This window comes from Azospirillum oryzae (assembly GCF_900177515.1).
GTDB lineage: Bacteria > Pseudomonadota > Alphaproteobacteria > Azospirillales > Azospirillaceae > Azospirillum > Azospirillum oryzae_A.
The window spans coordinates 326,969-350,133 of sequence record NZ_FXAK01000002.1; the positions used below are offsets into that span (position 1 = coordinate 326,969).

Consider the following 23,165-nt stretch of genomic DNA (forward strand, 5'->3'; position numbering starts at 1 on the left):
GAAGCTCGGCCCTGGCTTGCCGTCCCCTCACGGTGTCTCCGGCACGGCCGCCTGCGGCACCGCGGACTTGGCCGGCTGCCGGCGGGTCCGCCGCCGCTCCAGCACGGTCGCCATCGCCAGCAGCACGGCGATCCCCGCCAGATTGACCGCCAGCACCGTCAGCGAGTTCCGTTCGGCCAGCAGCACGGCCGTGCCGGCGATCGACAGGACGATGCCGACGCAGAAGACCGGCAGCGAATGCCGCCCGCAGGCGATCAGCAGCCGGGCGGGGACGGAGCGCAGCCAACCCGCCTCACGCGGCACCAGCAGCGCCGCCGCACAGGCCAGCGCCAGGAAATGCAGAAGCCGCATCGGCCCTAGCGTGTCCTTGTCGGCCCAGGGGATGGTTTGCTCAGGCAGCCAGCCTTGCAGTGGCGCCGGCGTCAGCGCATGACCGATGTCGGAGGCCGCGAACTTCCACAGCGCCATGCCGGCCAGCAGAGCCAGCGACCCGGTCAGCAGCCAGCGGGACCGCGGCAGCCGGACCCGGCCGCTGCGCACCACCAGCGCCAGGCTGGTGCCGAGAAAGAACACGCATTGCCAAGCCAGCGGGCTGAAGTTCCAGTCCTCCTCCCACAGATTTGGCGGGACCAGTCCGGGCGCCGCCTGGGCGACCAGATAGAGGACGAACGACAATGCCACCGCCGTGTAGCCGAAGCGGGCATAGGTCCACAGGAACAGCGGCGCCACCGCCACCAGCAGGATGTAGAGCGCCAGGATGTCGAAGGCGAAAGGCAGATACATCAGCACCAGATGCCATGCCATCGCGGTCACCGGGGTTTCGAAAAGCGGCTCGAAGCTCTCCAGCCGGTTCGACGCCTCCATCGGCAGATCGCCGACATGGACGGCGAGCGCGACGACCAGTGCGCTGACCAGCATGGTCATGATGTTGGCTGTCCACAGCTGTCGGCAGCGGCCGAGCGCCTTGCGCTGGCAGGCGGCGAACCCGCGCTCCGCCAGCACCGGACCATAGGCCAGCGCGATGGCATAGCCGGAGATGAAGACGAAGATCTCGGCCGAATCGGACGGGCCGAAGCGGGCGGGCATCAGCTTTGCCAGCGGGTTTCCGCCGACATGGTTGATGAAGATGATCAGAAGGGCCACGCCCTTGAAAAGATCGAGACGTGCGTCGCGTGCCTGACGTTGCTGCATGCAGCCGTGCCTCTCCTGCTGTGGCGGGTTCCCCGGCGGGGCGGATGCCGCCCTGAGGGGGGTCAGCAGACGAATCGCGGTGGCGCCGGACCACCGTAGGTTCGGCACCGCCACGGCGGATGTAGCCCACCATGGACATTTTCGCCGGCCGGGTGTCCAACGCGATGGGGGAACCCTTCCAACGCGGCTCCGGAGGGGAAAAGCATTAAACCCTTCTCATAGGGGCTGCGAAAACCAATCCGTAATCGGCGGACCGCAAGTGGGGGAACCGGAGCCGGAAAGGCCTGTTGGGGGCTTCAGGCTTACCTTGAGCCCTGTTGGAGAACTGCCCGATGTCCGCCGCCGATCCGCTGCCGCGCCCGCTTCCGATGTCGGACATCCCGCAGGGGCCGGGCCGGACCCTGCTGATGGCGGCGTTCTGCCTGGGCTTTGCGCTGAGCGGCTTCTTCGACGGAATCCTGCTGCACCAGATCCTGCAATGGCATCACCTGCTGTCCGGCCTTGCCAGCCCGGCCTTCGCGGACATCCGGGTGCAGATCCTGGCTGACGGGCTTTTCCATGTCCTGATGTACGTGATCGCCGCCCTTGGGCTATGGCTGCTGTGGCGCGGGCGCACCGGGCTGGCTTTCGTCGGCGGGCGCCGGCTGATGGGATGGGCGCTGGTGGGATTCGGCGTCTGGCACATCCTGGACGGGCTGCTGTCCCATTGGCTGCTCGGCATTCACCGAATCCGCATGGATGTCGAGAACAAGCTGTTCTGGGATCTGCTGTGGTTCTTCGTCTTCGGCGTCGCCGTGCTGGCCGCCGGAATGTTGCTGACGCGCGGCGACCATGGCCCTGCGGGCGGCGGAGGCATGCGCCGGACGGCGACGGCGCCGCTGCTGCTGGCCCTTGCCGTCGGGATCGCCGGAACGGTCGCCACCCTGCCGCCGCCGGGGGTCACCACCAGCATGGTGCTGTTCCGTCCGGGCACCGGCCCGGCCGAGGCGCTGGCCGCCCTGGCGTCAATCGACAGCCGTCCGGTGTGGAGCGACCCCAGCGGCCAGCTCTGGGCCATCGACCTGCCCGCCGGCAGCAGCACCCTCGGCCTTTACCGCCGGGGTGCGATTTTGGTCAGCAACGGCGTGGTCCCGACCGGCTGCCTGGACTGGTTCAGGCTCTCCCCCGGACAGGCCGCGGCGACCGGGTCGCGGTCGGCCGCGCTTTAGGCGGCTTGCGGACCGCCTGGGCGGCACGCCCGGCCAGAACCGCCTTGCGGACGGTCTGCATCGCCGCCGCCTCGATCTGGCCGATGCGCTGGCGCGACAGATTGAAGCGCCGGCTCAGCTCGTCGGCAGGCACCGGTTCGTCAAGCAGACGGCGCGCGATCAGAATCTGGCGGTCGCGCTCGGTCAGCTTCTCCAGCCCCAGCGCGATCAGGCGCTTGTGCTGGATGCGCTCCTCGGTCTCCGCCAGCGCGGTTTCCTGGTCGGCACGGTCGTCGGCCAGCAGGTCCTGCCACTCCATCTCGCCCTCCTCCCCCACCGTGGCGTTCAGCGAGCGGTCGGCGGCAAGGCGGCGGTTCATCTCCACCACCTCGCGTTCCGGCATGTCGAGTTCGCCGGCAATGGCGGTCGCCGCCTCCGGCGACAGGTCCCCGCTGTCCAGTTCCTTCAGCTTGGCCTTCAGATGGCGCAGGGCGAAGAACAGGGTGCGGTGGGCGCTGGTCGAGCCGATCTTCACCAGCGACCAGTTCTGCAGAACATGGTCCTGGATCGCCGCACGGATCCACCAGTGGGCGTAGGTCGAGAAGCGGAACCCCTTGTCGGGATCGAACTTCCGCGCGGCGCGCATCAGCCCGATGTTGCCCTCCGCCACCAGATCGGCCAGCGGCAGGCCATAGCGCTGGAACCGCTTGGCGACGCCGACCACCAGACGCAGGTGCCCGCCGATCAGCCGGTCGAGCGCCTCGGCATCGTCATGGTCGCGCCAGCGGCGGGCAAGCTCCCGCTCCTCCTCCGCGGTGAGGAGGTCGTAGCGGCGCATGTCCTTCAGGAACAGGGTCAGCGGCTCGGCCGACACGGTTTCAGCGATCGGTTGGTTCTTGTTCGGCATGGAAGACTCCCTGCCCCGACCGCCCATCGCTCCGCAAGGCCGCCGCCCTCCCTCCCGGTCAGCCGCAGACCGGGCAGGATAAGGAATCGGTCGGCGTCTGGCCCGGAGCCGGCCGCCATCGCGCCAATGCGCGGGGAGCGTCGCACGAAGGACGCCAAATTCAAGGTTGTCGGGGACCACGCTGATGTGGGATCTAATGCAGACGAATCAAGGCCTGCGCAGGCTATTCGGCCGGCTGGACGCGCGCGACGGGGCGCCCGCGCAGCCGTTCCGTCAGGCGCTGGAAGGCGACGAACAGCACCGGGACGAAGACGATGCCGATCACCGTCGCCCCCACCATGCCGCTGAACACGGTGGTGCCGATCGACCGCCGGCTGGCAGCCCCGGCGCCGGTGGCGATCAGCAGCGGCACCGTGCCCAGGATGAAGGCCAGCGCGGTCATCAGCACGGCGCGGAAGCGCTGGCGGGCGCCGGCCACCGCGGCATCGACGATCGACCGGCCGTCGGCCCGCTGCTCCCGCGCGAACTCGACGATCAGGATGGCGTTCTTCGCCGCCAGACCGACCAGCAGCACCAGCCCGATCTGCGCATAGATGTCATTAGGAATGCCGGCAACCCACAGCCCGACGCCGGCCCCCAGCACGGCGACGGCCACCGACAGCAGCACCGCCAGCGGCACCAGCCAGTCCTCATACTGCGCCACCAGGAACAAATAGCCGAACAGCAGGGCGAGGCCGAACACCACCAGCCCCTGATTGCCGACCTGGCTTTCCTGATAGGACAGGCCGGTCCATTCGGTGGAGTAGCCCTGCGGCAGGGTGTTCCGCGCCACGTCCTGCATGGCGGTCAGCGCCTGTCCGGAACTGACGCCCGCCGCCGCCTGCCCGTTGACCGAGGCCGACATGAACTGGTTGTAGCGGGTGATGCTGTCGGGAGCGAGCGTGGTGCGTACCGACACGAGGCTGCGCAGCGGCACCATGTCGCCCGACTGGCTGCGGACATAGAGCTGGTCGATCTCCTTCACCTGATCGCGGAAGCGGGCAGCGTCCTGCACCTTCACCTGGAAGACGCGGCCATACAGGTTGAAATCATTGACGTAGCTGGCGCCCAGATGCGCCTGCAGCGTGGTGAAGATGTCGGCCGGCGACACCCCCAGCAGGGAGGCGCGGGTGCGGTCGACGTCCAGATACAGGTGCGGCACGTCGGCGCTGTAGGTGCTGAACACCGCCTGCAGGTCCGAATCCTGGTTGGCGGCGACCAGCAGGCCGCGCAGGACCGATCCCAACTCCTGCGGGCTCTGCCCGCCGGTGGCGAGCACCCGCAGGTCGAAACCGCCGGTGGCGCCCAGGCCGGGGATGGAGGGCGGGTTGAAGGCGGTGACCGTCGCCTGCGGCATCGCGCCGAAGCGCGGGCGCAGGCTGCCCAGGATGGCGTCCACCGTCTGGTCGCTCCCCCGCTCCGACCAGGGTTTCAGCGCGACGATGACGAGACCGACGTTGGAGCCCTGGCCGCTCAGGATGCTGAAGCCGGAAATGGCGATGACGTCGGCGACGCCCGGCTCCTCCTTGATGGTTTCGCTGACCCGGTCCATCACCGACTGGGTGCGGGTGACCGACGCGGCGCTGGGAAGCTGGACGTTGACGAAGAAATAGCCCTGGTCCTCCGCCGGCAGGAAGGCGGTCGGAAGACTGCGCAACAGGGCGAAGGCGCCGGCGGTGATCGCCAGGAACAGCACCAGCCCGACGATCAGCCGCCGCCCCAGCCCATGCACCAGCCGTCCGTAACCGTCGCGCACCCGGTCGAGCCCACGATTGAAGGCCGCCAGCGGGCGCCACGGCTCCACCGGTTTGCGCAGCAGCAGGCCGCACAGCGCCGGGCTGAGCGTCAGCGAATTGATGCCGGAAATGATGAAGGACGCGGCGATGGTGACGGCGAACTGGCGGTAGAGCTGTCCGGTGATGCCCGGCAGGAAGGCCACCGGCACGAACACCGCCGCCAGCACCAGGGTGGAGGCGACGATGGCGCCGCTGACCTGCCCCATCGCCCTGCCCGCCGCCTCGGTCGAAGACAGGTCGGGATGCTCCTCCATCACGCGCCGGACATTCTCCACCACGACGATGGCGTCATCGACGACGAGGCCGATGGCGAGGATCAATGCGAACAGCGTGATGGTGTTGGCACTGTATCCCAGCACCAACAGCACGGCGAAGACGCCGATGATCGACACCGGGATCGCCAGCGTCGGGATCAGCGTCGCCCGCCAGTCCTGCAGGAACAGATAGATGACCGCCACCACCAGCAGGAAGGTGATGCCCAGCGTCAGCACGATCTCTTCGATGGTGGCGGTGACGAAGTTGGTGGTGTTGAAGACGACCGCGTATTTCAGCCCTTCGGGGAAGCGCTGCGACAGGCGTTCCAGCTCCGCCCGCACCGACTTGGCGACGTCCAGCGCGTTGGCGCCCGGCGATTGGTAGACGACCAGCGTCGCCGCCGGCGCGCCGTTCAGCTTGGAGGAGGAGGTGTAGGATTGCGCCCCCAGCTCCACCCGCGCCACGTCGCCGAGGCGGACGATGCCGCCATTCTCGTTGCTGCGGATGATGATGTTGGCGAAGTCCTGTGGATCGTTCAGCCGGCCGCGGGCGATGATGGTCAGCTGCTGCTGCTGATCGCCGCCGATGGGCGGGGCGCCGATCTGGCCGGCGGGGGCCTGGACATTCTGCTTCTGGATCGCGCCGATCACATCCGAAGCGGTGATGCCCAGCGCCGTCATGCGGTCGGGGTTCATCCAGATGCGCATGCTGTAGTCGAGCGCGCCCAGCACCTGCGCATCGCCGACGCCGGGCACGCGGGCGATGGAATCGCGCAGGTTCAGGCTTGCGTAGTTGGAGATGAAGATCGGGTCGAACTTGCCCTCGGGGGCATAGACGTTGACCGCCATCAGCATGTTGGACGACTGCCGGCGCACCGTGACGCCCTGGCGCGTCACCTCCGACGGCAGGCTGGCGCTGGCCAGCGACATGCGATTCTGCACATTGACCGCGGCGATGTCGGGATCGGTGCCGGGCGCGAAGGTGATGGTCAGGGAATAGCTGCCGGTGTCGGTGCTGGTGGACGACATGTAGAGCATGCCCTCCACGCCGTTCACCTGGGCTTCGATCGGGGCGGCGACGCTGTCGGCCACCACCTGGGCGTTGGCGCCGGGATAGGTTGCCGACACCTGGACGGTCGGCGGGGTGATCGACGGATACTGCGCCACCGGGATGGCGTTCAGCGCCAGAAAGCCGGCGATCAGCGTGACGACGGCGATGACGATCGCCAGATTCGGCCGGCGGATGAAGAGTGCCGAGAACATCGCCTCACTCCTTCGCCGTACCGGAGGTGGCACCGGCAGCGCCGCCGGAGGAGCCGGCGCCGCCACCCGTCAGGTTTCCCTCGGCCAACTGGTCCGCCGGGGTGGGCTGCACGACCATGCCCGGCCGCACCTTCTGCACGCCGCCGACCACGACCGTCTCACCGGCGGTCAGACCCTTCTCGACCACCAGCGACTGGTCGACCTGCGCGCCGGTCTCCACCGGACGGCGCTGCACCCGGTTCTGGTCGTCCAGCACAAGCACGTAACGCCCCTGCTGGTCCTGCTGGACAGAGGCGACCGGCACCACCGGGCGCTGTTCGGGCTGGTCGCGCCGGACCCGGACGGTCACATACTGGCCGGGAAGCAGCAGGCGCTGCGGGTTGGCGAAGGTGGCGCGGATGCTGACGGTGCCGGTCTGCGGATCGACGCGGTTGTTGGCGAACTCGATCTGGCCGTCCTCGCCATAGTCGCTGCCGTCGGGCAGGACCAGGGTCGGCACGAACTTCTCCGCCGCCTGCGACGGCTGGCGGACGTCGAACTTGCGCTGGAACGCCAGCATGTCGCGGTCGGCGACCGAAAAGACGACGCGGATGGGGTCGAGTTGGACCACCGTCGCCAGCACGCCGGTGGACGGGTTGACGAGGTTGCCCTGCGTCACCGCCGTGGCGCCGATGCGGCCGTCGATCGGGCTGGTGATGCGGGTGTAGCCAAGATTGATCTCCGCCGTGCGAACCTGGGCTTGGTTCATCATCACCCCCGCCTGGGCGGCGTCGCGGTCGGCCAGCGCCTGATCCAGCTGCGCCTGCGAGACGTTGCCGCGCTGGCGCAGTTCCTCGGCCCGGTTGTAGGCGCGTTCCGCCTCGCGCAGCTTCGCCTCGGCACTGGCGAGCTGGGCCTTGGCGCTGTCGAGCGCAGCCTGATAGGGCGCCGGCTCGATCACATAGAGCAGGTCGCCTTCATGGACGTCCTGCCCCTCCTGGAAGCCGACCTGCTCGACGGTGCCTTCGATCCGGGGACGCGCGTCGAAGGAGCGGATGGCCTCGATCCGGCCGATGAACTCCGATGCGGGGGCGATGTCGCGGCTCTGCACCGGCGCGGTGGTCACCGCCGGAGGAGGCGCCTTCTGGCCGCCGCCGGGCTGTCCCTGCGCCCATGCCGGCCCGGCGGCGAACAGCCCCGACAGCACGGCCGCGCAGACGGCGGAAAGGGCGCGGGTGCGGCGGGACGAGGCGGCGGGCATGGCGGTCTCCGGCGGCGTTTCCGATTGGCCTTCGCGGTTCAACACCCCGGCGGCCGATCTGCTCCCAATTCATCGGGTCACTCACCGCCGGAAACGTCGCCTTTTCCGGGAACATCCCGCCATGCCGGTTATTGGACAGCATGCAGAGTCCCCACCGGAACCCGCGAGGCCAAGCCATGGCAACAGACAGCCTTCCCTTCATTCCCTATTGCGGTGTCCCGCCGGTGCCGGACGAGCTGTCGACCGCCTGGAACGGCGATCCGGCGCTGCTGGCCGCCTTTGCCCTGGCCGCGATCGGGTTGACGGTGGTGGCGCGCCGCCCGGCCGGCTACGCCGGCCAAGCCCGTCATCGGTCCTTGTGTCTGGCCGCCGGCTGGCTGGTGCTGGGCGTCGCCTTCGTCTCCCCGCTGTGCAGCCTGACCTCCGCCCTGTTCTCCGCCCGCGTGGCCCAGCATCTGCTGACCATCCAGGTCGCGGCGCCGCTGTTCGTGCTCGGCTGGCCGGGCGGAGCCGTCCGCTGGCCGACCCTGCTGCGAACGGCGGCGAGACCGCTGGCCAAGCCCGAACTGGCCTGGGGACTGTTCGGCATCACGCTGTGGGTCTGGCATCTGCCGGGCCCCTACATGGCGGCGCTGGCCAACGACGCCGTGCTGTGGCTGATGCACGGTACGCTGTTCGCCGGGGCGGTGGCGGCATGGCGGACAATCCTGGCCCCAACCGACGCCGCCATGCGCCTGCGCGGCCTTCTGGCGGCCTTCGGCACCTCCGTCCATCTGGCGATGCTGGCGGCGCTGCTGATCTTCGCCGGATCGCCGCTGTTCAGCTACCACCTGACCACCACCGCGCCTTGGGGCCTGTCGCCGCTGGCCGACCAGCAGCTGGGCGGCTTGATCATGGGGGTCGTCGGCGCGCTGGCCTATGTCGCGCTGGTGCTGGCCGGCGCGGCCCGCTGGCTGCGCCCTGGGAACGATGGCCAGGGAGAAGACGGGCAACTCTCCAGCGGAAAGGTCGGTTGAGCGCATGTGGCGGACCCTGAAGACACTCGCCATCGCCGGCGTGGCCGCCGGGATCGGCGGACTCCTGTTCGCGTGGTCGGGCCTCTACAGCGTGGCGGCGAGCAAGGCGCACTGGACGCCGGTCGAAATGTTCTTTGAAATGGCGATGCGAAGTTCGGTGGAGACGCATGCGGCGTCCGTCGGCGAGCCGCCGGACCTGGACGACCCGGCCCTGGTCCGCCGCGGCGCCGGTCATTACGAGGACGGCTGCGCTCCCTGCCACGGCGCCCCCGACACGCCGCGCAACCCGATCTCCCGCCACATGATGCCGGAGCCGCCCTACCTGCCCGACAAGGTGGCGGAGTGGGAGCCGCGGGAGCTGTATTGGATCACGCTGCACGGCATCAAATATGCCGGCATGCCGGCTTGGCCGGCGCAGCAGCGCAAGGACGAACCCTGGGCGGTTACCGCCTTTCTCCTGCGGCTCAAAGGGATGAGCGCGGAAGAATACCACAGCCTCGCTTTCGGTCGGGCTCAGGCCGACGACCATGCCCGGGTGACCGAACTGACCGGCCCGACCAGTGGTCCGATGAGCAGAGGTTTGGGAGAGACCCTGCAGGACTGCGCCCGCTGCCATGGCTATGACGGCAACGGCGACGGGAACGACGCCTTCCCGCGGATCGCCGGACAGTCGCCGGATTACCTGCGCGAGACGCTGCAGGCCTATGCCGACGGCAACCGCTTCAGCGGCATCATGCAGCCCGTGGCGGCCGGGTTGGACGATGACGCGATCCGCACATTGGCCGAGCATTACGCGGCGCAAAAGCCTGCAACGCCAACGGTTGAGACCGCCGATCCCGAGCCGGAGCTGCTGGAGTTGGGTCGGCGGATAGCGGCGTCCGGTGCCCCTGACGATGGCGTCGCCGCCTGTTCCGGCTGCCATGGGGGAACAGCAGACGACAGCCGGTATGCCCGCGATCCGCGATACCCGTCGCTCGACGGGCAGCATGCGTCCTACATCGCCGCCCAGTTGCGGCTGTGGCGCGACGGGGCGCACGGCAACACGGCGCTGTCCCGCATCATGGAGGCCGCCGTCCGCCGCATGACCGACGAACAGATCGATGCAGTGGCGGAGTATTACTCCCGCCGCGCCCCCGAACGCGCCATGGTGAAGGGTGAAGACGGAAAATCCTGACGGGACGTCATGGAACAAGAAGGCCCGCTATTGATTGTTCATCGCATGACCCAGCTGTCGCTTGCCGTGCGGCAGGACAGTACAGGCCGCACCGGGCGGCGGGTCGCCAACATCGAATCGTAATCGAGAAGGATGGCAACCATGCGTGGGATTTCGAAGATCGTCATGACCGCCACCGCGGCCGGCGCCCTGTTCGCCCTCAGCGCCTGCGGCAGCACCGACACCTCGCGGACGGCGACGGGCGCCGGCACCGGTGCCGTGGCCGGCGCCGTCGTCGGCGGCCCGGTCGGCGCGGTGGTGGGCGGCGTCGGCGGCGCGGTGGCCGGCAACAGCATGGACGAAAGCCTGAGCAAGAAGACCGACCGCGTGACCGACCGCGCCACCAACGAGGTCCGCGAGGAGGTGTCGGACGATTCGTCCTCCAACCGCTCCTCCTCGCGCAACCGCATGTCCTCGGGCATGAGCCACGAGCAGGTGCGTGAACTCCAGCAGGCGCTGAATGACCGCAACGACGGCCGCGACATCACCGTCGACGGCATCTGGGGCGCCAACACCCGCAGCGCCCTGATGAAGTTCCAGCGCGACAACGGTCTGCGCGCCACCGGCCGCGCCGACCAGCAGACCATGGCCGCGCTGAACCTGAACGACAACGGCATGGGCACGTCGGGCAGCACCGGCGCGGGCAGCACCGGCAGCACCCGCAACAACACCGGCAACAGCAGCTCGATGGGCAACACCGGCAACTCGCAGGGCAACGCGATGCCCAGCGACACCCCGCAGAACCAGACCACCCCGCAGGGCTCGATGGGCCAGAACGGCACCAAGTAACAACCCTGGCTTTACAGCGAACCGAGCGCCGGTCCTCTCCGCCGGTTCCGGGGCAACGCGACGGCACATCAAGCCGTCGCGGCGTCCGGGAACCGGCGAAGTTCTTTTGGGGCGGCCGCTCAGCCGCAGGCGGGGACCATCAGGGCGGGCATGCCGACCCACAGGATCGCGACGAGCGCCGCACCTGATCCGGCGATGGCGAACCAGCGGGCGAAGCGGCGCGGGTCGGCGGCGCCGACATGCTTCCCCGGCCCGGCACCGCGCCACGCCTTCACCATCAGGACGGCGACCCAGCCCAGGGCGAGCAGCGTCGCGATGCCGACCAGCGCCACGGACATCGGAAAGCCGAACAGCCGCGCATCCTCGACCCTGCGCGCGCAGACCATCCCGTTGATGCCGTAGACCACGCCGAAATGCGCCGCCCAGATCAGGAAGGGCGCCAGCATCCCGATGAAGATGCCCGGAAAGCTGCGGCTCGCCATCGCGCTCCTCCCTCAGATCGCCAGACGGGGGAACAGGTGCAGAAGCAGCAGGGCGGTTCCACCCTGCGCCGCGCTGTACCAGCCCATCAGCATGGTGTTGTCGAAGGTCACCCGCCGCTCCGAATGCAGCAGCCCGGCGGCGGAACGCGCCAGCGTGTAGCCCAGCATCAGCGTCATCACCGCGACGTGGAAGCCCTGCCACGCCACCAGCATGTAGGCGATGGCGCCATAGGCGCTGGCCGCGCCGACGAGGCCGGTCTGCATCTGCGCAGTGGCGTCCAGCAGGATGCCGCCGACCATCGCCGCCCAGGCCAGGATCAGCGCGAGACGGACCCGGCCATGCCGGTTGCGGTCCACGGCGGAGCGCGCCCAGCCGATGGCCAGCGCCGCCAGCGCCCACAGCGCCAGCCCGCCGGCCAGCCAGGAAAGGCCGGGCAATCCGTCTCCATCCGTCGGCCATACATCCGGGCTGACCGTCCACAGGAACAGATAGGTGAAGATCAGACAGGCGAAGGCGGTGCCGTCCACCAGCAGAAGCACCACCGTGCCCCACCAGCTATGATTCTTCGGCCCCTGCACATAGACCGGCACGCGCCAGCCGCCGCCGACATCCTGCGGCGGATGGTCCGCCCCCTTGTCGAGGCCCCACAGCCACCAGATCACCAGCCCGATCGCCAGCACCGCGGGAACCAGGGAGAAATAATAGAGCTTCAGCGTCAGGGAGATGAAATGGGTGGCGGTGAACAGTCCGGCCAGGAATGGCGCCCAATGCGGCCCCGGCAGCGGCATCAGATATTGCGGTTTCGCCTCGATCGGGCTGGTGACGATGGTCTCCCGCCGGGCGGTGGGCGCGCCGGGCAGGAAATGGGCGCCCTCGCGCACCTCGCGCGGCAGGTCGGGATTGTCCCACAGGGGGTAAAGGCCGGTGACGTGTGGGATGCTGCGGACGGCGTACAGCTCGTTCGGCAGCCATTCCAGCGTCCCGGCATTCCACGGGTTGTCGGGCGATTTCTCCCCGCCGCCCAGGGCGCTGCGCGCCATGTCGACCAGAACCAGCAGCACGCCCAACGCCAGCACGAAGGCGCCCACCGTCGACACCATGTTCAGCAGGTTCCAGCCGAGGTCGCCGGGATAGGTGTAGACCCGCCGCGGCATGCCCAGCAGGCCGCTGATGTGCATGGGGAAGAAGGCGGTGTTGAAGCCGATGAACATCAGCCAGAAGGCCCAGTTTCCCAACCGCTCCGACAGCATCCGGCCGTTCAGCGTCGGCCACCAGTGGTAAAGCCCGGCGAAGACCGGGAACACCATGCCGCCGATCAGCACGTAATGCAGGTGCGCAACGATGAAGTAGCTGTCATGGGCCTGCCAGTCGAACGGCACCACCGCCACCATCACGCCGGTCAGCCCGCCCAGCACGAAGATGAACAGAAAGCCGAACAGAAACCGCGTCGCCACCGTCCATTGCACCCGCCCGGCCCCCAGCGTGGCGATCCAGGCGAAGACCTGGATGCCGCTCGGCACCGCCACCGCCATGCTGGCGGCGGAGAAGAAGCTGAGCGACAGCGACGGGATGCCGGTGGCGAACATGTGGTGGACCCACAGCCCGAAGCTGAAGAATCCCGTGCCGACCAGCGCCAGCACGACGAAGTCGTGGCCGATCAGCGGACGGCGGGCCAGGGTCGGCACCATCATCGACACCAGCCCGGCGGCGGGCAGGAAGATGATGTAGACCTCCGGATGGCCGAAGAACCAGAACAGGTGCTGCCACAGCAGCGGGTCGCCGCCCTTCTCCGCGATGAAGAAGGGCCAGTGGAAGGCGCGTTCGATCTCCAGCAACGCGGTGGCGACGATCACGGCGGGAAAGGCGAAGATGATCATCCCCGCCATCACCAGCATCGACCATGCATAGATCGGCAGCTTGTCCAGCGTCATGCCGGGCGGCCGGGTGCGCAGGATGCCGACCACGATCTCGATGGCGCCGGCGATGGCAGAGATCTCGATGAATCCGATTCCGAGCAGCCAGAAATCGGCGTTGATGCCCGGCGAATGCTCGTAGCTGGTCAGCGGCGGATACATGAACCAGCCGCCGTCGGGCGCCGCCCCAAAGATCAGCGAGCAGAAGAAGGCGATGCCGCCGAAGAAATAAGCCCAGAAGGCGAAGGCCGACAGCCGGGGAAAGGGCAGGTCGCGCGCCGCCAGGAAGGACGGCAGCAGATAGACGCCGATGGCCTCCACGATCGGCACGGCGAACAGGAACATCATCCCGGTGCCGTGCACGGTGAAGAACTGGTTGTAGGTGTTGTGATCGAGCAGGTCGTTGTCCGGCACCGCCAGCTGCAGCCGCATCACCAGCGCCAGCACCCCGGCGATCAGGAAGAACAGCAGCGCCGTAGCGATGTACCAGACTCCGACGCGGGAGTTGTTCACCGCCGTCAGCTGCGCGATCCCCGGCGGCAGCCGCCAAACGCGACGCAGCGTCTCCTCCTCCCCCTCCGGCCGGGGCGTGGGGCTGGGAAAGCGGCCGGAGAACTCGTCGCGGGGTCCGTCGGTGCGCAGCGTCATTTCAGGCTCTCCAGCCAGGCGGCCATGGCGTCCAGGGTCTCGCCGTCCATCACGTCGAAGGACGGCATGCGGTTCTCGGGCTTGATGTGCTGGGCGCCCTGGATCCAGGCGGCGATCGTCTCCACCCGTGTCGGCAGCGTCCCGGCGGCGAGCGAGGGGCGGGCGCCGACGCGGCTCAGGTCGGGGCCGACCAACCCTTCCGCCTCCGTCCCGCGCACGGCGTGGCAGGACTGGCAGCCGAAGGAGAAGAAGGCGTCGCGGCCGCGCGAGAGCTGCGGCGTCGCCGGCTCCGGCGGCGGGCGCCGCTGCGCCGCCATCCAGGCGTCGAACTCGTCCGCCGGCAGGACCCGGATGTCGAAGGCCATCAGGGCATGCTGCGCCCCGCAATATTCGGCGCATTGGCCGCGATAGAGCCCCGGCCGCTGCGCCACGATCGGCAGCCGGTTCACGTGGCCGGGGATCATGTCGATCTTGCCGGCGAGGCTCGGCGCCCAAAAGCTGTGGATGACGTCGGCGCTGGCGACCCGCAGCTCCACCTGCCGTCCGGCCGGCAGCACGAGTTCGTTGGCGCCGCGCAACGGTTCCTGCCCCTCCACCTGATAGCGGACGTCCCACCACCACATGTAGCCGGTGACCTCCACCACCAGTTCCGGGTTCGGCGTCAGGGTCGCCAGCCGGCGGGCCAGGGCGAATTCATGGAGCTGCAGCGCCGTCAGCGTGACGAGCGGGAACAGGATGCCGCCACCGATCACCCAGGCACGGCGGCCGGGAAACCGCTCCGGCCGGACCAGCGCGGCATAGAGCGCCAGCCCCATCACCACCAGGAAGATCACGGCGGCGCCGATGAATAGGATCCAGCTGGTGACCAGGATCTCCTGCGCGCTGACGCCCGCGGCATCCAGCGCCGACTGCCGCCCCTCACATCCCGCCAGTGAAAATCCGGCAATGGCGAGCGGCGCAATGGACAAGCCGCGTCGCAGAGAGAGTCGCGCAGGTCGCCGGCTCGCCCAGGTCATGTCCATCGCCTCCCCTTCACCGGGCCACGCCCATTTTCCCCCTCGGGGTCAACACAGCCGAGGCTCGACGGTTTCGTGGGCAATCCGAAGTTCCCATGTGAAATCGCGAAACCAGTGCGTGGCCGTAAGCGTTGAAGGTGGAAATACGGCCCCGGCAATCGCGGCGGGGTTGGGAAAGGCGCTTGAGGAGACGATGAATGACCGCCGACACGGGCCGGACGGGGGCGGCGTTACCGGAGAAGCCAGCCTACGAGGACAACCGCTCCTTCCTCGTCGGACTGGCGCGGGCCTTTGCCGGCGCGCTGATCTTCTCGCTGCCGATGCTGATGACGATGGAGATGTGGTGGATCGGCTTCACCATGGAGTCCTGGCGGCTGGTCCTGCTGCTGGTGCTGCTGATCCCGCTGCTGGTCGGGCTGTCGGTGGTCAGCGGCTTCAAATCCACCGCCAGCCTGCGCGACGACATCGCCGACGCCTTCGTCGCCGTAGCCGTGGCGGTGGTGATGTCGGTCGTCATCCTCGGCATCTTCAAGGTGCTGTCCGTCGACATGCCGGCGCGCGAGATCATCGGCAAGATCGCGCTGCAGAGCTTCCCCGCCGCCATCGGCGCCATGCTGGCCCGCGACCAGCTGGGCGAGAAGAGCAGCGAAAGCATGCAGCGCCGGACCGCGATGACCTATCCGCAGGAGCTGTTCCTGATGGGGGTGGGGGCGCTGTTCCTCGGCCTCAACGTCGCCCCGACGGACGAGATGGTGCTGCTGTCCTACATGATGGACCCATGGCGGGAGATCGCGTTGCTGCTGCTCTCGCTGGTGCTGATGCACGCCTTCGTCTATGCGGTGGAGTTCCCCGGCGGGTCGAAACCGCCGGGCGGCGTCGGGTTCTGGAGCCTGTTCCTGCGCTTCACCGTCGTCGGCTACGTCATCGTGCTGGCGATCTGCCTTTACCTGCTGTGGACCTTCGGCCGGACCGACGGCACCGGCTTGGCCGAGATCATCAGCGCCACCGTGGTCCTGGGTTTCCCCTGCGCCATCGGCGCGGCGGCGGCCCGCCTGATCCTGTGACCCTGGTCCTGTGAAGGGGGAGAGTGGCCGATGGCGACGACCGGCGACGAATCACAAGTGAACGAGGATTCCCGGGGGAATGACGGAGCGGAGCATGCACCGCCGACCTCACCGCTGGAATGGGTGGTGGCGGGGCTCGGCGCGCTGCTGATCGCCGCGATGATCGTCTACATGGTGCAATACGCCCTCAAGGAGCACAGTTCGGTCCCCGGCGAAATGGACGTGACCGTGATGGAAACGCGGACCGGCGGCTCTGGCCACACCGTCCGTTTCCAGATCCGCAACCGGACGGCCGCGACCGCCGCAACGCTGATCGTGCGTGGAGAGCTGCGGTCCGGCGATCGCGTGGTGGAGACGGCGGAAGCGCAATTCGACTATCTGCCGCCCTATTCCGAACGCTTCGGCGCCCTGATCTTCCAGCACGACCCGGCCCGCTACGAATTGCGCATCGTCCCCACCGGCTACAGCGAGCCTTGAGCAACCGTCAGTCCCGCCCCCAAAGCCCCCGTTCACCCAAATCCTCACCGCGCTGCCGCTCCAACGCCTGGGAATAGCGGCGGAGCGCGAAGGACTCCGTCACATAGCCGATGATCCGCCGGTCGGTGGGGGAGGACAGCACCGGCAGTGCCTCCACCTCCTCGCTGCCGAAACGGTTCAGCACCGTGCGGGCGTCGTCGCCCGGCATCAGGACCGCGTCGGCCTTGCAGGCCAGCGATCCGACCCGCGTCTCCGTCGCCTCCGCGTCCTGGTCGGGGTCGTGGATGATCGACATGTCGACCATGCCGGCATACCGTCCCGTCTCGTCCACCGCGAAAACGGCCTTGGTCGACCCCAGCGGATAGAGGCGGCGCAGCGCCTCCACCGTCAGGGTGGCGGGCACCGTCTTGGCATCGCGGCGCATCAGCCGGAAGGCGGTCAGTTCCGACAGCCAGCCGATGTCGTAGGCGCCGCGGATCGGCACGCCGCGCAGGTGGAAGCGCCAAGTGGCGAAGGAGTAGCCGAAGGCCTGACGCACCACGGTCGTCGACAGCACCACCCCGATCAGCACGCCCGACGCCGCCCACAGATCCTGCGTCGTCTCCAGCACCAGCAGCACCATGGTGACCGGGGCGCCGACGATGCCGGCGGCGACAGACCCCATGCCGACCAGCAGCAACAGACCGCCGTCGATCCCCAGCCCCGGCAGAAATGCGGAGGTCGTCTGTCCCAGCAGGCCGCCGAACAGCCCACCGATGAACAGCGAGGCGCTGAACAGGCCGCCGCGGAATCCCGACCCCAGCGACAGGGCCGATGCCAGGATCTTCGCCACCAGCGTCAAGGCCAGCGCCAGCGCACCGCCCGCCAGCTCCGGCGGGACGGCGCCCGGCCCGCTGCCCATCACCGCCGGCACCGCCAGCGCAAGCGCGCCCACCATCACCCCGCCGATGGCCGGCTTCATCCAACGCGGGCCCGGCAGCCGGTTGAATCCACGCTCCGCCACCGTCACCGTCTGCATGGCGAGGATGCTGAGCCAACCGGCCAGGAAGCCGACGACGCCGCAGGCGGCATAATCCCAGCTGGCGATCACCACCGGGCGGCCGAGCGCCAGCGGCACCTCGCCGCCGGTCAGCAGGGCCGACGCCGCCACGCCCAGCACCGCTGCCGCCCCGACCGGGGCCAGCACCGCCAGCGTGTAACCGCCGAGCACCAGTTCGAAGGCGTAGAAGGCGCCGGCCAACGGCGCGTGGTAGGCCGCGGCGATGGCCGCCGCCGCCCCGCAGCCGACCATGGTGCGCAGATCGGCCCGGCGCAGCCGCAGCCGCTGGCCCAACGAAGACGCCAGTCCGGCGCCGGCCTGGGTGTAGGCGGCCTCCATGCCGACCGATGCGCCGGAAATGTTAGACAGGGCGGTCGTCACCGTCAGCCGCAGGCTGTCGATCAGCGACATCTTGCCGCCATAGAGCGCGTTCGCCTCCACCGCGTCGACGATGGCGTTGGGGCGCCAGCGCCGCACCAGCATCGACAGGATGCCCAGCAGCAGCCCGCCGACGGCCGGTACGCCCAGCGTCCGCAGCAGGTCGGGCACGCCCTGCCCCAGCCGCTCGCCCTCCGGCAGGTCGAAGGCCAGCGCCTGCATCAGCAGCACCGCTTCGTGGAGAAGCCCGACCGCCAGCCCGACCACCCCGCCGACCAGCGCGGCGAGGACCACCACCGCCAGCACGCTGTTGCGGACGCTCCAGCGGTCGGACACGGTTGTGGCTGCGGACGCATCGAGCGCCGCATAGGGGTCGTTGCCGGCGCGGGCGTTGTCGCCCACGCCGTCGAGGGAGGCCGAGTTGTCAGGCATGATCACGCTGATTGGTAGCCCTTCCGTAAGGGGACAATGGGCCGGAAGGGCGTGAGTTCCGTCAGGGCTTGGCTTGCTGCGGTTTTGTCTGCGGCTTCACCGTCGCCGGCGCGGGCGCCGACGGAGCGGATGGGGCCGCAGTAGGCGCCGGTACTGGGGCTGGTGCGGAGGATGCTGCCGGGGTCTGCGTCGCAGGTGCCGGTTGAACGGGCGTAGGCTGAACCGGGGCCGCGTCCGTGGTGACCGGCGGGGGCGCGGTTCCGGCGCGGCGCAGCACCTGGGCGAGGTTGTCGCGCACCTTGTCGGCCAGCGCGACGTCGGGTTCGCCGGCCTCGTGGAAGATCACGGTGAACAGCCGGCGCTGCGACAGCAGGAAGTTCAACGTGACGTGCAGCTTGCCCTGCGGCATCGCGCAATCGACCGATCCCGTGCGCAGCCAGACCGCACCGGCCTGTTCGGACGGGTTCAGGCTGACCGTCGGCGCGCCTTCGCAGCGCTGCTTCATGGCGTCGGCGAAACTGTCGGACAGCTCGTCGATCTTGGCACCCTCGCCCACCGCGCGCTCGCGGATGCCGCCGACGATGGGGCCGAAACGCCAAGCGACGTCGGCCGGGCGGCGCTCCTGCGGGACCTTGTCCATCGGCACCAGTTCGGCGTCATGCACCCCGGCCGCCGTCAGCAGGCTGTCCAGCCCTTCCGGCAGGCGGTTCTTCTTTTCCGCCGGGCGGCCGGCGGCGACCTTGATCGGCGGGACGTTGCCGCCCTTGTCGACGCAGGTCTTCAGATCGCCCAGAACCTTCTTGGTGCCGTCCAGCTTGAAGGCGATGCGATCCGATGCCGACGACACCACCAGTTCGTTGCCGCCCATCAGGGCGTTGACCAGTTCCTCGTCCTTGCCGTTGGAGACCACCAGCATGTCCGGCTGCGAGGCGATGGCAACCCGCTCCCGCTTCAGCTTCTTGTCGACCTCGATGGTCACCGGCCATTCGCCGCCCTTCGGCAGGTCGGCGCCGGGAATGCCGATGCCGATGTTGGTCTCCCCCTTCGGGCTGCGGGCGAACATCAGCACATGGCCGGAGGTGAATTCCCCCTCCGCCACGCAATAGGCGAAGCTGCCGTCCTTCTTCTTGGCGGCGCCGCCGTCCCAGCTCTCGATCAGTTCGCCCGGCCCCTCCGGCTTCGGCGGAGCGGCGGCCTTGTCGGCGCCGGGAGTGCCCGGAGCAGACGGATTGGCCGGCTTGGCGCCCTGCTGCGGCGCGGCCGGAGTCAGAATCTCTTCTTCCGGTTCGGGCAGCCCGTAATAGGCGGCCGGCGGCATGTTCGGCTCGACCGGCACCAGCTCCGCCACCGCCGGAGTCGACGCCACCCCCAGCAGGAGAAGCGCGGACAGCGAAGCGGCAAGGCGGGCGGTCATCACGAGGTAATCCATAGATGGTTGTGGCGGCGAAGCTATCCGCGACCGCCCCCATCCGCAAGCCCAACCGCCCTTCCCGGTGCGGGAGGCTGGCACCTGTTGCACGGGACACGCAGGGGCAGGCTCCTACCCCCCGAAGAACGCGCCCCGCAGCACCTCTTCCGACAGCGACGCGACCGGCCCGTCGCCGACCACGCGGCCCAGCCGCAGCAGGACGGCACGCGGCGCGACCGCCAGCGCGCGTGCCGCGCTCTGCTCGGCCAGAAGCACGGCGGTGCCCGCGGCGGCGATGCGGCCGACGGCGGAGAAGACCTCGTCGGCCAGCTTGGGCGACAGGCCGAGCGACGGCTCGTCGAGCAGAAGCAGGCGGGGCCGGCCCATCAGCGCGCGGCCCAGGCTCAGCATCTGCTGCTGACCACCGGAAAGGCGCCAGGCGCTCTCGCCGCTCTTAAGGGCAAGGTCGGGGAACAGGGCGAAGACGCGTTCGACATCCCGGGCGCGGTCGCGGGCGGCGGATAGGCCGGCGACCTCCAGATTGTCGCGCACGCTCATGCCGGGGAAGACGCGCCGCCCCTCCGGCACATAGCCGATGCCGCGCCTCACCCGCGCCTCGGTCGCCAGCGGGCCGAGATCGGCGCCGTCGAAACGAAGATCTCCCCGCGCCGGGACAAGGCCGAGCAGAGCCTTCAACAGCGTCGACTTCCCCGCCCCGTTGGCGCCGAGCAGCGCCACCGTCTCCCCCGCCGCGACGGTCAGCGACACGCCATCGAGCGCGCTCGCCCCGCCATAGCCGGCGGTCAGGTTGCGGATGGTCAGCAGCGCGCTCATGCCGATCCCGCCTGGCCCAGGTAAGCGGTCGTCACCGCCGGATCCTGCCGCACGCCGCCGGCCGGGCCATCGTAGATCACCCGTCCCCGGTCGAGGCACAGCACCCGGCCGGCCAGCGGCAGCAGGAATCCCATGTCATGCTCCACCAGCAGGATCGCCATCCCCTCCCCGGCCAGATCGCGCAACAGGTCCGCCAGATCCGCCTTCTCGCCATCGGTCAGGCCGGCGGCCGGCTCGTCCAGCAACAGGACCGCCGGTCGGCGAACCAGGGCACGGGCCAGTTCCACCCGCCGCCGCAACGCCGCCGGAAGCCCGTCGCAGGACTGCCCCGCAAGCTCGTCGACGCCCAGCCGGTCGAGCGCCCAGCGGGCATGCGCCTCCGCGGTCGCGGCGTCCGGATCGAAGGCGAGCCGGGCGGCGGCCACCGCCTCCAGCACGCCGGCCCCGGCGGGCAGCGCCGCCGCCTGGAAGCTGCGGGCCAGCCCGGCACGGGCCAGCCGGTCGGCGCGGGCGCCGGTGACGTCCTGCCCGCCGAGCCGCACCCGCCCGGCATCCGGCCGCTCCAGCCCCGACAGCAGGTTGATCACCGTGGACTTGCCCGACCCGTTCGGCCCGATCAGCCCGGTGATGCTGCCCGGCCGCAGGTCCAGCGAGACACGGTCCACCGCCCGCACGCCGCCGAAGGATTTCCGCAAGCCCTCGACCGTCATCCCGTCCGGCCGGACGGATGGCAGCGGCGGCTCTCTCACCTCCACCAGCGCACGGGGCCTGCCGCCGTACAGGCGTGCCGTGAGGCGGTGGAGAAGCCCGGTCAGCCCGTCCGGCGCCAGCACGACGGTCAGCAGCAGGGCGGCGCCATAGATGACCAGATAGCCGCGCTCCAGAAAGCGGAACCATTCCGGCAGATGCAGCAGCAGCACGGCCCCAAGCACCGCCCCGGCCATCCGCCCCCGCCCGCCAACGATGGATATGGTGAGGATGGAGACCATGACCGGGAATTCCAACACCTCCGGCGAGACGACGCGCTGGGTGTGGACGGCCAGCGCTCCGGCGGCCCCGGCGAACAGCGCGCTGATGCCGAAGGCGGCCAGCCGCAGCCGCCCGACATCCAGCCCCAGCGTCCCCGCCGCCAGCGGATCGTCGCGCAGCATGGTCAGCGACCGCCCGAGCCGTCCTCGCGCCACCCGCCAGCCGATCAGCCCGCCCAGCCCCACCAGCCCCCAGACCAGCCCGGCCATCGGCAGCCCCCTCGGCACCGCCCAGCCGAACAGCACCGCCGCAGGCACCCCGGCGAGCCCATTGGAGCCGCCGGTCAGCTCCGGCAGATTGACCGCCAGCAGATGCAGCACCTGCGCGATTCCCAGCGTCGCCAGGGCGAAGTAATGCGACTCCAGCCGCAGCACCGCCAACCCGACCGGCAACGCCAGCAGAAACGGAACCAGCATCGACAGCGGAAAGGTCGCCTCGAAGCCGAGCCCGTATCGGCTGCCGAGGATGCCCGTCACATAGGCGCCGACGCCGAAGAAGGCGCCCTGCGCCAGCGACAGCGCACCACCCAGGCCGAAGACGATCTGGAATCCGAAGGTCGCCAGCGCATACACCCCGGCGACGGTCAGCACACGGAGCCCATAGGGCGAAGCGAAGGCGAGTGCGTAGACCAGCAGGGCCAGCGCGCCGGCGATGAGAATAACGGCCGGCCGACGCTCAGCCACGGCGGCGCACCGCTTCGCCGAACAGTCCTTGCGGCCGCAGCACCAGGATCGCCAGCAGCGTCAGGTACAAGGCCCCCAGCGCCATCGGATAGGAGAGCACCGACGACACCCCGACCTCGAACAGCGCGATCAGCAGCGCCCCCACCACCGCGCCCGGCACCGATCCCCAGCCGCCCACCGTCACCGCGATATAGGCCTTCAGGATCAGGTCCCCGCCGGAGGTCGGCGTGACGAAATAGCGGTTGGCCAACAGCAGTCCGGCTGCACCGGCACAAGCGGCCCCGATGGCGAAGGTCACCAGGATCATGGCGGTGACCGGCACGCCGCAGGCGCGCGCCATCTCCGGATCCTGCGCCGTCGCGCGCAGCCGGCGGCCGAGTTGCGTACGTGCGAACACCCATTGCTGCACACCGATCAGCAGGCCCGCCACCGCGACGATGGCGAGCGACTGCTCGGGAATCGCCAGCCCGCCGATATGAAGGGTGTCGTCGCCGAACAGCGGCGGCGCGGCGCGAGGCTCCGGCCCGAACAGGATGGCCGCGCCGTTCTGCAGGATGATGCCGACCGCGATGGTGCTGATGAAGACCGACACCGGCGGCCGTCGCCGCAGCGGCAAATAGGCCGCCAGCGCCAGCAGCAGCCCCAACCCCGCCATCAGCACCAGCACCACCGGCAGCAGGACGATGCCCGGCAGCGGAATCAGCGGCGCCAGCGCCACCGCCAGCAGCCCGCCGGCCATCACGAGGTCGCCCTGGGCGAAATTCACCGCCGAGGTGGCGTTCAGCACCAGCACGAAGCCCAGCGCCACCAGGGCATAGGCGGCCCCCAGCGCCACCCCGTTGACCAGCAGTTGAAACGCCGCCATC

General features: G+C 69.4%; 18 protein-coding genes. 6 read left to right on the forward strand and 12 right to left on the reverse strand.

Going from position 1 to position 23,165, the window contains the following annotated elements; translation table 11 throughout:
• Positions 1-27: 27 nt before the first annotated feature.
• The gene (locus tag B9N97_RS04540) at positions 28-1,191 is read right to left on the reverse strand and encodes an OpgC family protein (protein ID WP_085083805.1); all 1,164 of its coding nucleotides are present in this window, start codon (positions 1,189-1,191) and stop codon (positions 28-30) included.
• Positions 1,192-1,523: 332 nt separating this feature from the next.
• On the opposite strand from B9N97_RS04540, the gene B9N97_RS04545 reads away from it, so the two are divergent.
• Positions 1,524-2,399, forward strand: coding sequence for a DUF2243 domain-containing protein (locus B9N97_RS04545; protein WP_208621143.1), 876 nt, complete (start codon positions 1,524-1,526; stop codon positions 2,397-2,399).
• Here B9N97_RS04545 and B9N97_RS04550 read toward each other — a convergent pair.
• The 3 genes from B9N97_RS04550 to B9N97_RS04560 form a co-directional block, all read right to left on the reverse strand.
• Positions 2,344-3,285: an RNA polymerase factor sigma-32 gene (locus tag B9N97_RS04550; protein ID WP_085083807.1), complete on the reverse strand. Its 942-nt coding sequence runs from the start codon at positions 3,283-3,285 to the stop codon at positions 2,344-2,346. The genes B9N97_RS04545 and B9N97_RS04550 overlap by 56 nt on opposite strands.
• Positions 3,286-3,508: 223 nt before the next feature.
• Positions 3,509-6,637, reverse strand: a complete 3,129-nt coding sequence (locus tag B9N97_RS04555; RefSeq protein WP_085083809.1) for an efflux RND transporter permease subunit — start codon at positions 6,635-6,637, stop codon at positions 3,509-3,511.
• A gap of 4 nt (positions 6,638-6,641) precedes the next feature.
• Positions 6,642-7,877, reverse strand: a complete 1,236-nt coding sequence (locus B9N97_RS04560) for an efflux RND transporter periplasmic adaptor subunit (protein ID WP_085084668.1) — start codon at positions 7,875-7,877, stop codon at positions 6,642-6,644.
• A 176-nt stretch (positions 7,878-8,053) separates the two neighbouring features.
• Between B9N97_RS04560 and B9N97_RS04565 the strand changes: the two genes are divergently transcribed.
• The 3 genes from B9N97_RS04565 to B9N97_RS04575 all read left to right on the forward strand — a co-directional run bounded on the left by B9N97_RS04565 (position 8,054) and on the right by B9N97_RS04575 (position 10,895).
• On the forward strand, positions 8,054-8,893 hold the full coding sequence (locus tag B9N97_RS04565) for a cytochrome c oxidase assembly protein (protein WP_085083811.1): 840 nt from the start codon (positions 8,054-8,056) through the stop codon (positions 8,891-8,893).
• Between the two features lie 4 nt (positions 8,894-8,897).
• Positions 8,898-10,067, forward strand: a complete 1,170-nt coding sequence (locus B9N97_RS04570) for a c-type cytochrome (RefSeq protein WP_085083813.1) — start codon at positions 8,898-8,900, stop codon at positions 10,065-10,067.
• Positions 10,068-10,208: 141 nt separating this feature from the next.
• A complete protein-coding gene (locus tag B9N97_RS04575; protein ID WP_085083815.1) occupies positions 10,209-10,895 on the forward strand; it encodes a peptidoglycan-binding domain-containing protein in 687 nt (228 codons plus the stop codon).
• A gap of 119 nt (positions 10,896-11,014) precedes the next feature.
• Here B9N97_RS04575 and B9N97_RS04580 read toward each other — a convergent pair whose 3' ends face one another.
• From B9N97_RS04580 to coxB, 3 genes are read right to left on the reverse strand one after another with little or no spacing between them, the layout of a single operon-like run.
• On the reverse strand, positions 11,015-11,377 hold the full coding sequence (locus tag B9N97_RS04580) for a hypothetical protein (RefSeq protein WP_085083817.1): 363 nt from the start codon (positions 11,375-11,377) through the stop codon (positions 11,015-11,017).
• Positions 11,378-11,389: 12 nt separating this feature from the next.
• Positions 11,390-13,939, reverse strand: coding sequence for a cytochrome c oxidase subunit I (ctaD, locus tag B9N97_RS04585; RefSeq protein WP_085083818.1), 2,550 nt, complete (start codon positions 13,937-13,939; stop codon positions 11,390-11,392).
• Positions 13,936-14,955, reverse strand: coding sequence for a cytochrome c oxidase subunit II (gene coxB, locus B9N97_RS04590; protein ID WP_085084670.1), 1,020 nt, complete (start codon positions 14,953-14,955; stop codon positions 13,936-13,938). The genes ctaD and coxB overlap by 4 nt, the downstream gene beginning before the upstream one ends.
• A gap of 197 nt (positions 14,956-15,152) precedes the next feature.
• Here coxB and B9N97_RS04595 point away from each other — a divergent pair, with 197 nt between their 5' ends.
• Together B9N97_RS04595 and B9N97_RS04600 are read left to right on the forward strand one after the other, a co-directional pair.
• Positions 15,153-16,019 (forward strand): TIGR02587 family membrane protein, encoded by an 867-nt coding sequence (locus tag B9N97_RS04595; RefSeq protein ID WP_143266352.1) that lies wholly within the window; start codon positions 15,153-15,155, stop codon positions 16,017-16,019.
• Between the two features lie 30 nt (positions 16,020-16,049).
• On the forward strand, positions 16,050-16,496 hold the full coding sequence (locus B9N97_RS04600) for a TIGR02588 family protein (protein ID WP_085083820.1): 447 nt from the start codon (positions 16,050-16,052) through the stop codon (positions 16,494-16,496).
• A gap of 7 nt (positions 16,497-16,503) precedes the next feature.
• On the opposite strand, the gene B9N97_RS04605 is transcribed toward B9N97_RS04600, so the two are convergent.
• The 5 genes from B9N97_RS04605 to B9N97_RS04625 form a co-directional block, all read right to left on the reverse strand.
• Positions 16,504-18,345: a chloride channel protein gene (locus tag B9N97_RS04605; RefSeq protein ID WP_085084672.1), complete on the reverse strand. Its 1,842-nt coding sequence runs from the start codon at positions 18,343-18,345 to the stop codon at positions 16,504-16,506.
• A gap of 61 nt (positions 18,346-18,406) precedes the next feature.
• Positions 18,407-19,759, reverse strand: a complete 1,353-nt coding sequence (locus tag B9N97_RS04610) for a hypothetical protein (protein WP_085084674.1) — start codon at positions 19,757-19,759, stop codon at positions 18,407-18,409.
• Positions 19,760-19,885: 126 nt separating this feature from the next.
• Positions 19,886-20,587, reverse strand: a complete 702-nt coding sequence (locus tag B9N97_RS04615; protein ID WP_085083822.1) for an ABC transporter ATP-binding protein — start codon at positions 20,585-20,587, stop codon at positions 19,886-19,888.
• On the reverse strand, positions 20,584-22,299 hold the full coding sequence (locus B9N97_RS04620) for a branched-chain amino acid ABC transporter ATP-binding protein/permease (protein ID WP_085083824.1): 1,716 nt from the start codon (positions 22,297-22,299) through the stop codon (positions 20,584-20,586). Before B9N97_RS04620 ends, B9N97_RS04615 begins: the two co-directional genes overlap by 4 nt.
• Positions 22,292-23,164, reverse strand: coding sequence for a branched-chain amino acid ABC transporter permease (locus B9N97_RS04625; RefSeq protein WP_085083826.1), 873 nt, complete (start codon positions 23,162-23,164; stop codon positions 22,292-22,294). Before B9N97_RS04625 ends, B9N97_RS04620 begins: the two co-directional genes overlap by 8 nt.
• Position 23,165 lies beyond the last annotated feature (1 nt).

Bases quoted from the DNA above. Each gene is read 5' to 3' on its own strand.
- B9N97_RS04550 (WP_085083807.1), bottom strand. From the start codon at position 3,285: ATGCCGAACAAGAACCAACCGATCGCTGAAACCGTGTCGGCCGAGCCG.
- ctaD (WP_085083818.1), bottom strand. From the start codon at position 13,939: ATGACGCTGCGCACCGACGGACCCCGCGACGAGTTCTCCGGCCGCTTT.
- B9N97_RS04615 (WP_085083822.1), bottom strand. From the start codon at position 20,587: ATGAGCGCGCTGCTGACCATCCGCAACCTGACCGCCGGCTATGGCGGG.
- B9N97_RS04610 (WP_085084674.1), bottom strand. From the start codon at position 19,759: ATGACCGCCCGCCTTGCCGCTTCGCTGTCCGCGCTTCTCCTGCTGGGG.
- B9N97_RS04605 (WP_085084672.1), bottom strand. From the start codon at position 18,345: ATGCCTGACAACTCGGCCTCCCTCGACGGCGTGGGCGACAACGCCCGC.
- B9N97_RS04580 (WP_085083817.1), bottom strand. From the start codon at position 11,377: ATGGCGAGCCGCAGCTTTCCGGGCATCTTCATCGGGATGCTGGCGCCC.
- B9N97_RS04600 (WP_085083820.1), top strand. From the start codon at position 16,050: ATGGCGACGACCGGCGACGAATCACAAGTGAACGAGGATTCCCGGGGG.
- B9N97_RS04545 (WP_208621143.1), top strand. From the start codon at position 1,524: ATGTCCGCCGCCGATCCGCTGCCGCGCCCGCTTCCGATGTCGGACATC.
- coxB (WP_085084670.1), bottom strand. From the start codon at position 14,955: ATGACCTGGGCGAGCCGGCGACCTGCGCGACTCTCTCTGCGACGCGGC.
- B9N97_RS04540 (WP_085083805.1), bottom strand. From the start codon at position 1,191: ATGCAGCAACGTCAGGCACGCGACGCACGTCTCGATCTTTTCAAGGGC.
- B9N97_RS04565 (WP_085083811.1), top strand. From the start codon at position 8,054: ATGGCAACAGACAGCCTTCCCTTCATTCCCTATTGCGGTGTCCCGCCG.
- B9N97_RS04570 (WP_085083813.1), top strand. From the start codon at position 8,898: ATGTGGCGGACCCTGAAGACACTCGCCATCGCCGGCGTGGCCGCCGGG.
- B9N97_RS04595 (WP_143266352.1), top strand. From the start codon at position 15,153: ATGACCGCCGACACGGGCCGGACGGGGGCGGCGTTACCGGAGAAGCCA.
- B9N97_RS04575 (WP_085083815.1), top strand. From the start codon at position 10,209: ATGCGTGGGATTTCGAAGATCGTCATGACCGCCACCGCGGCCGGCGCC.
- B9N97_RS04555 (WP_085083809.1), bottom strand. From the start codon at position 6,637: ATGTTCTCGGCACTCTTCATCCGCCGGCCGAATCTGGCGATCGTCATC.
- B9N97_RS04625 (WP_085083826.1), bottom strand. From the start codon at position 23,164: ATGGCGGCGTTTCAACTGCTGGTCAACGGGGTGGCGCTGGGGGCCGCC.
- B9N97_RS04560 (WP_085084668.1), bottom strand. From the start codon at position 7,877: ATGCCCGCCGCCTCGTCCCGCCGCACCCGCGCCCTTTCCGCCGTCTGC.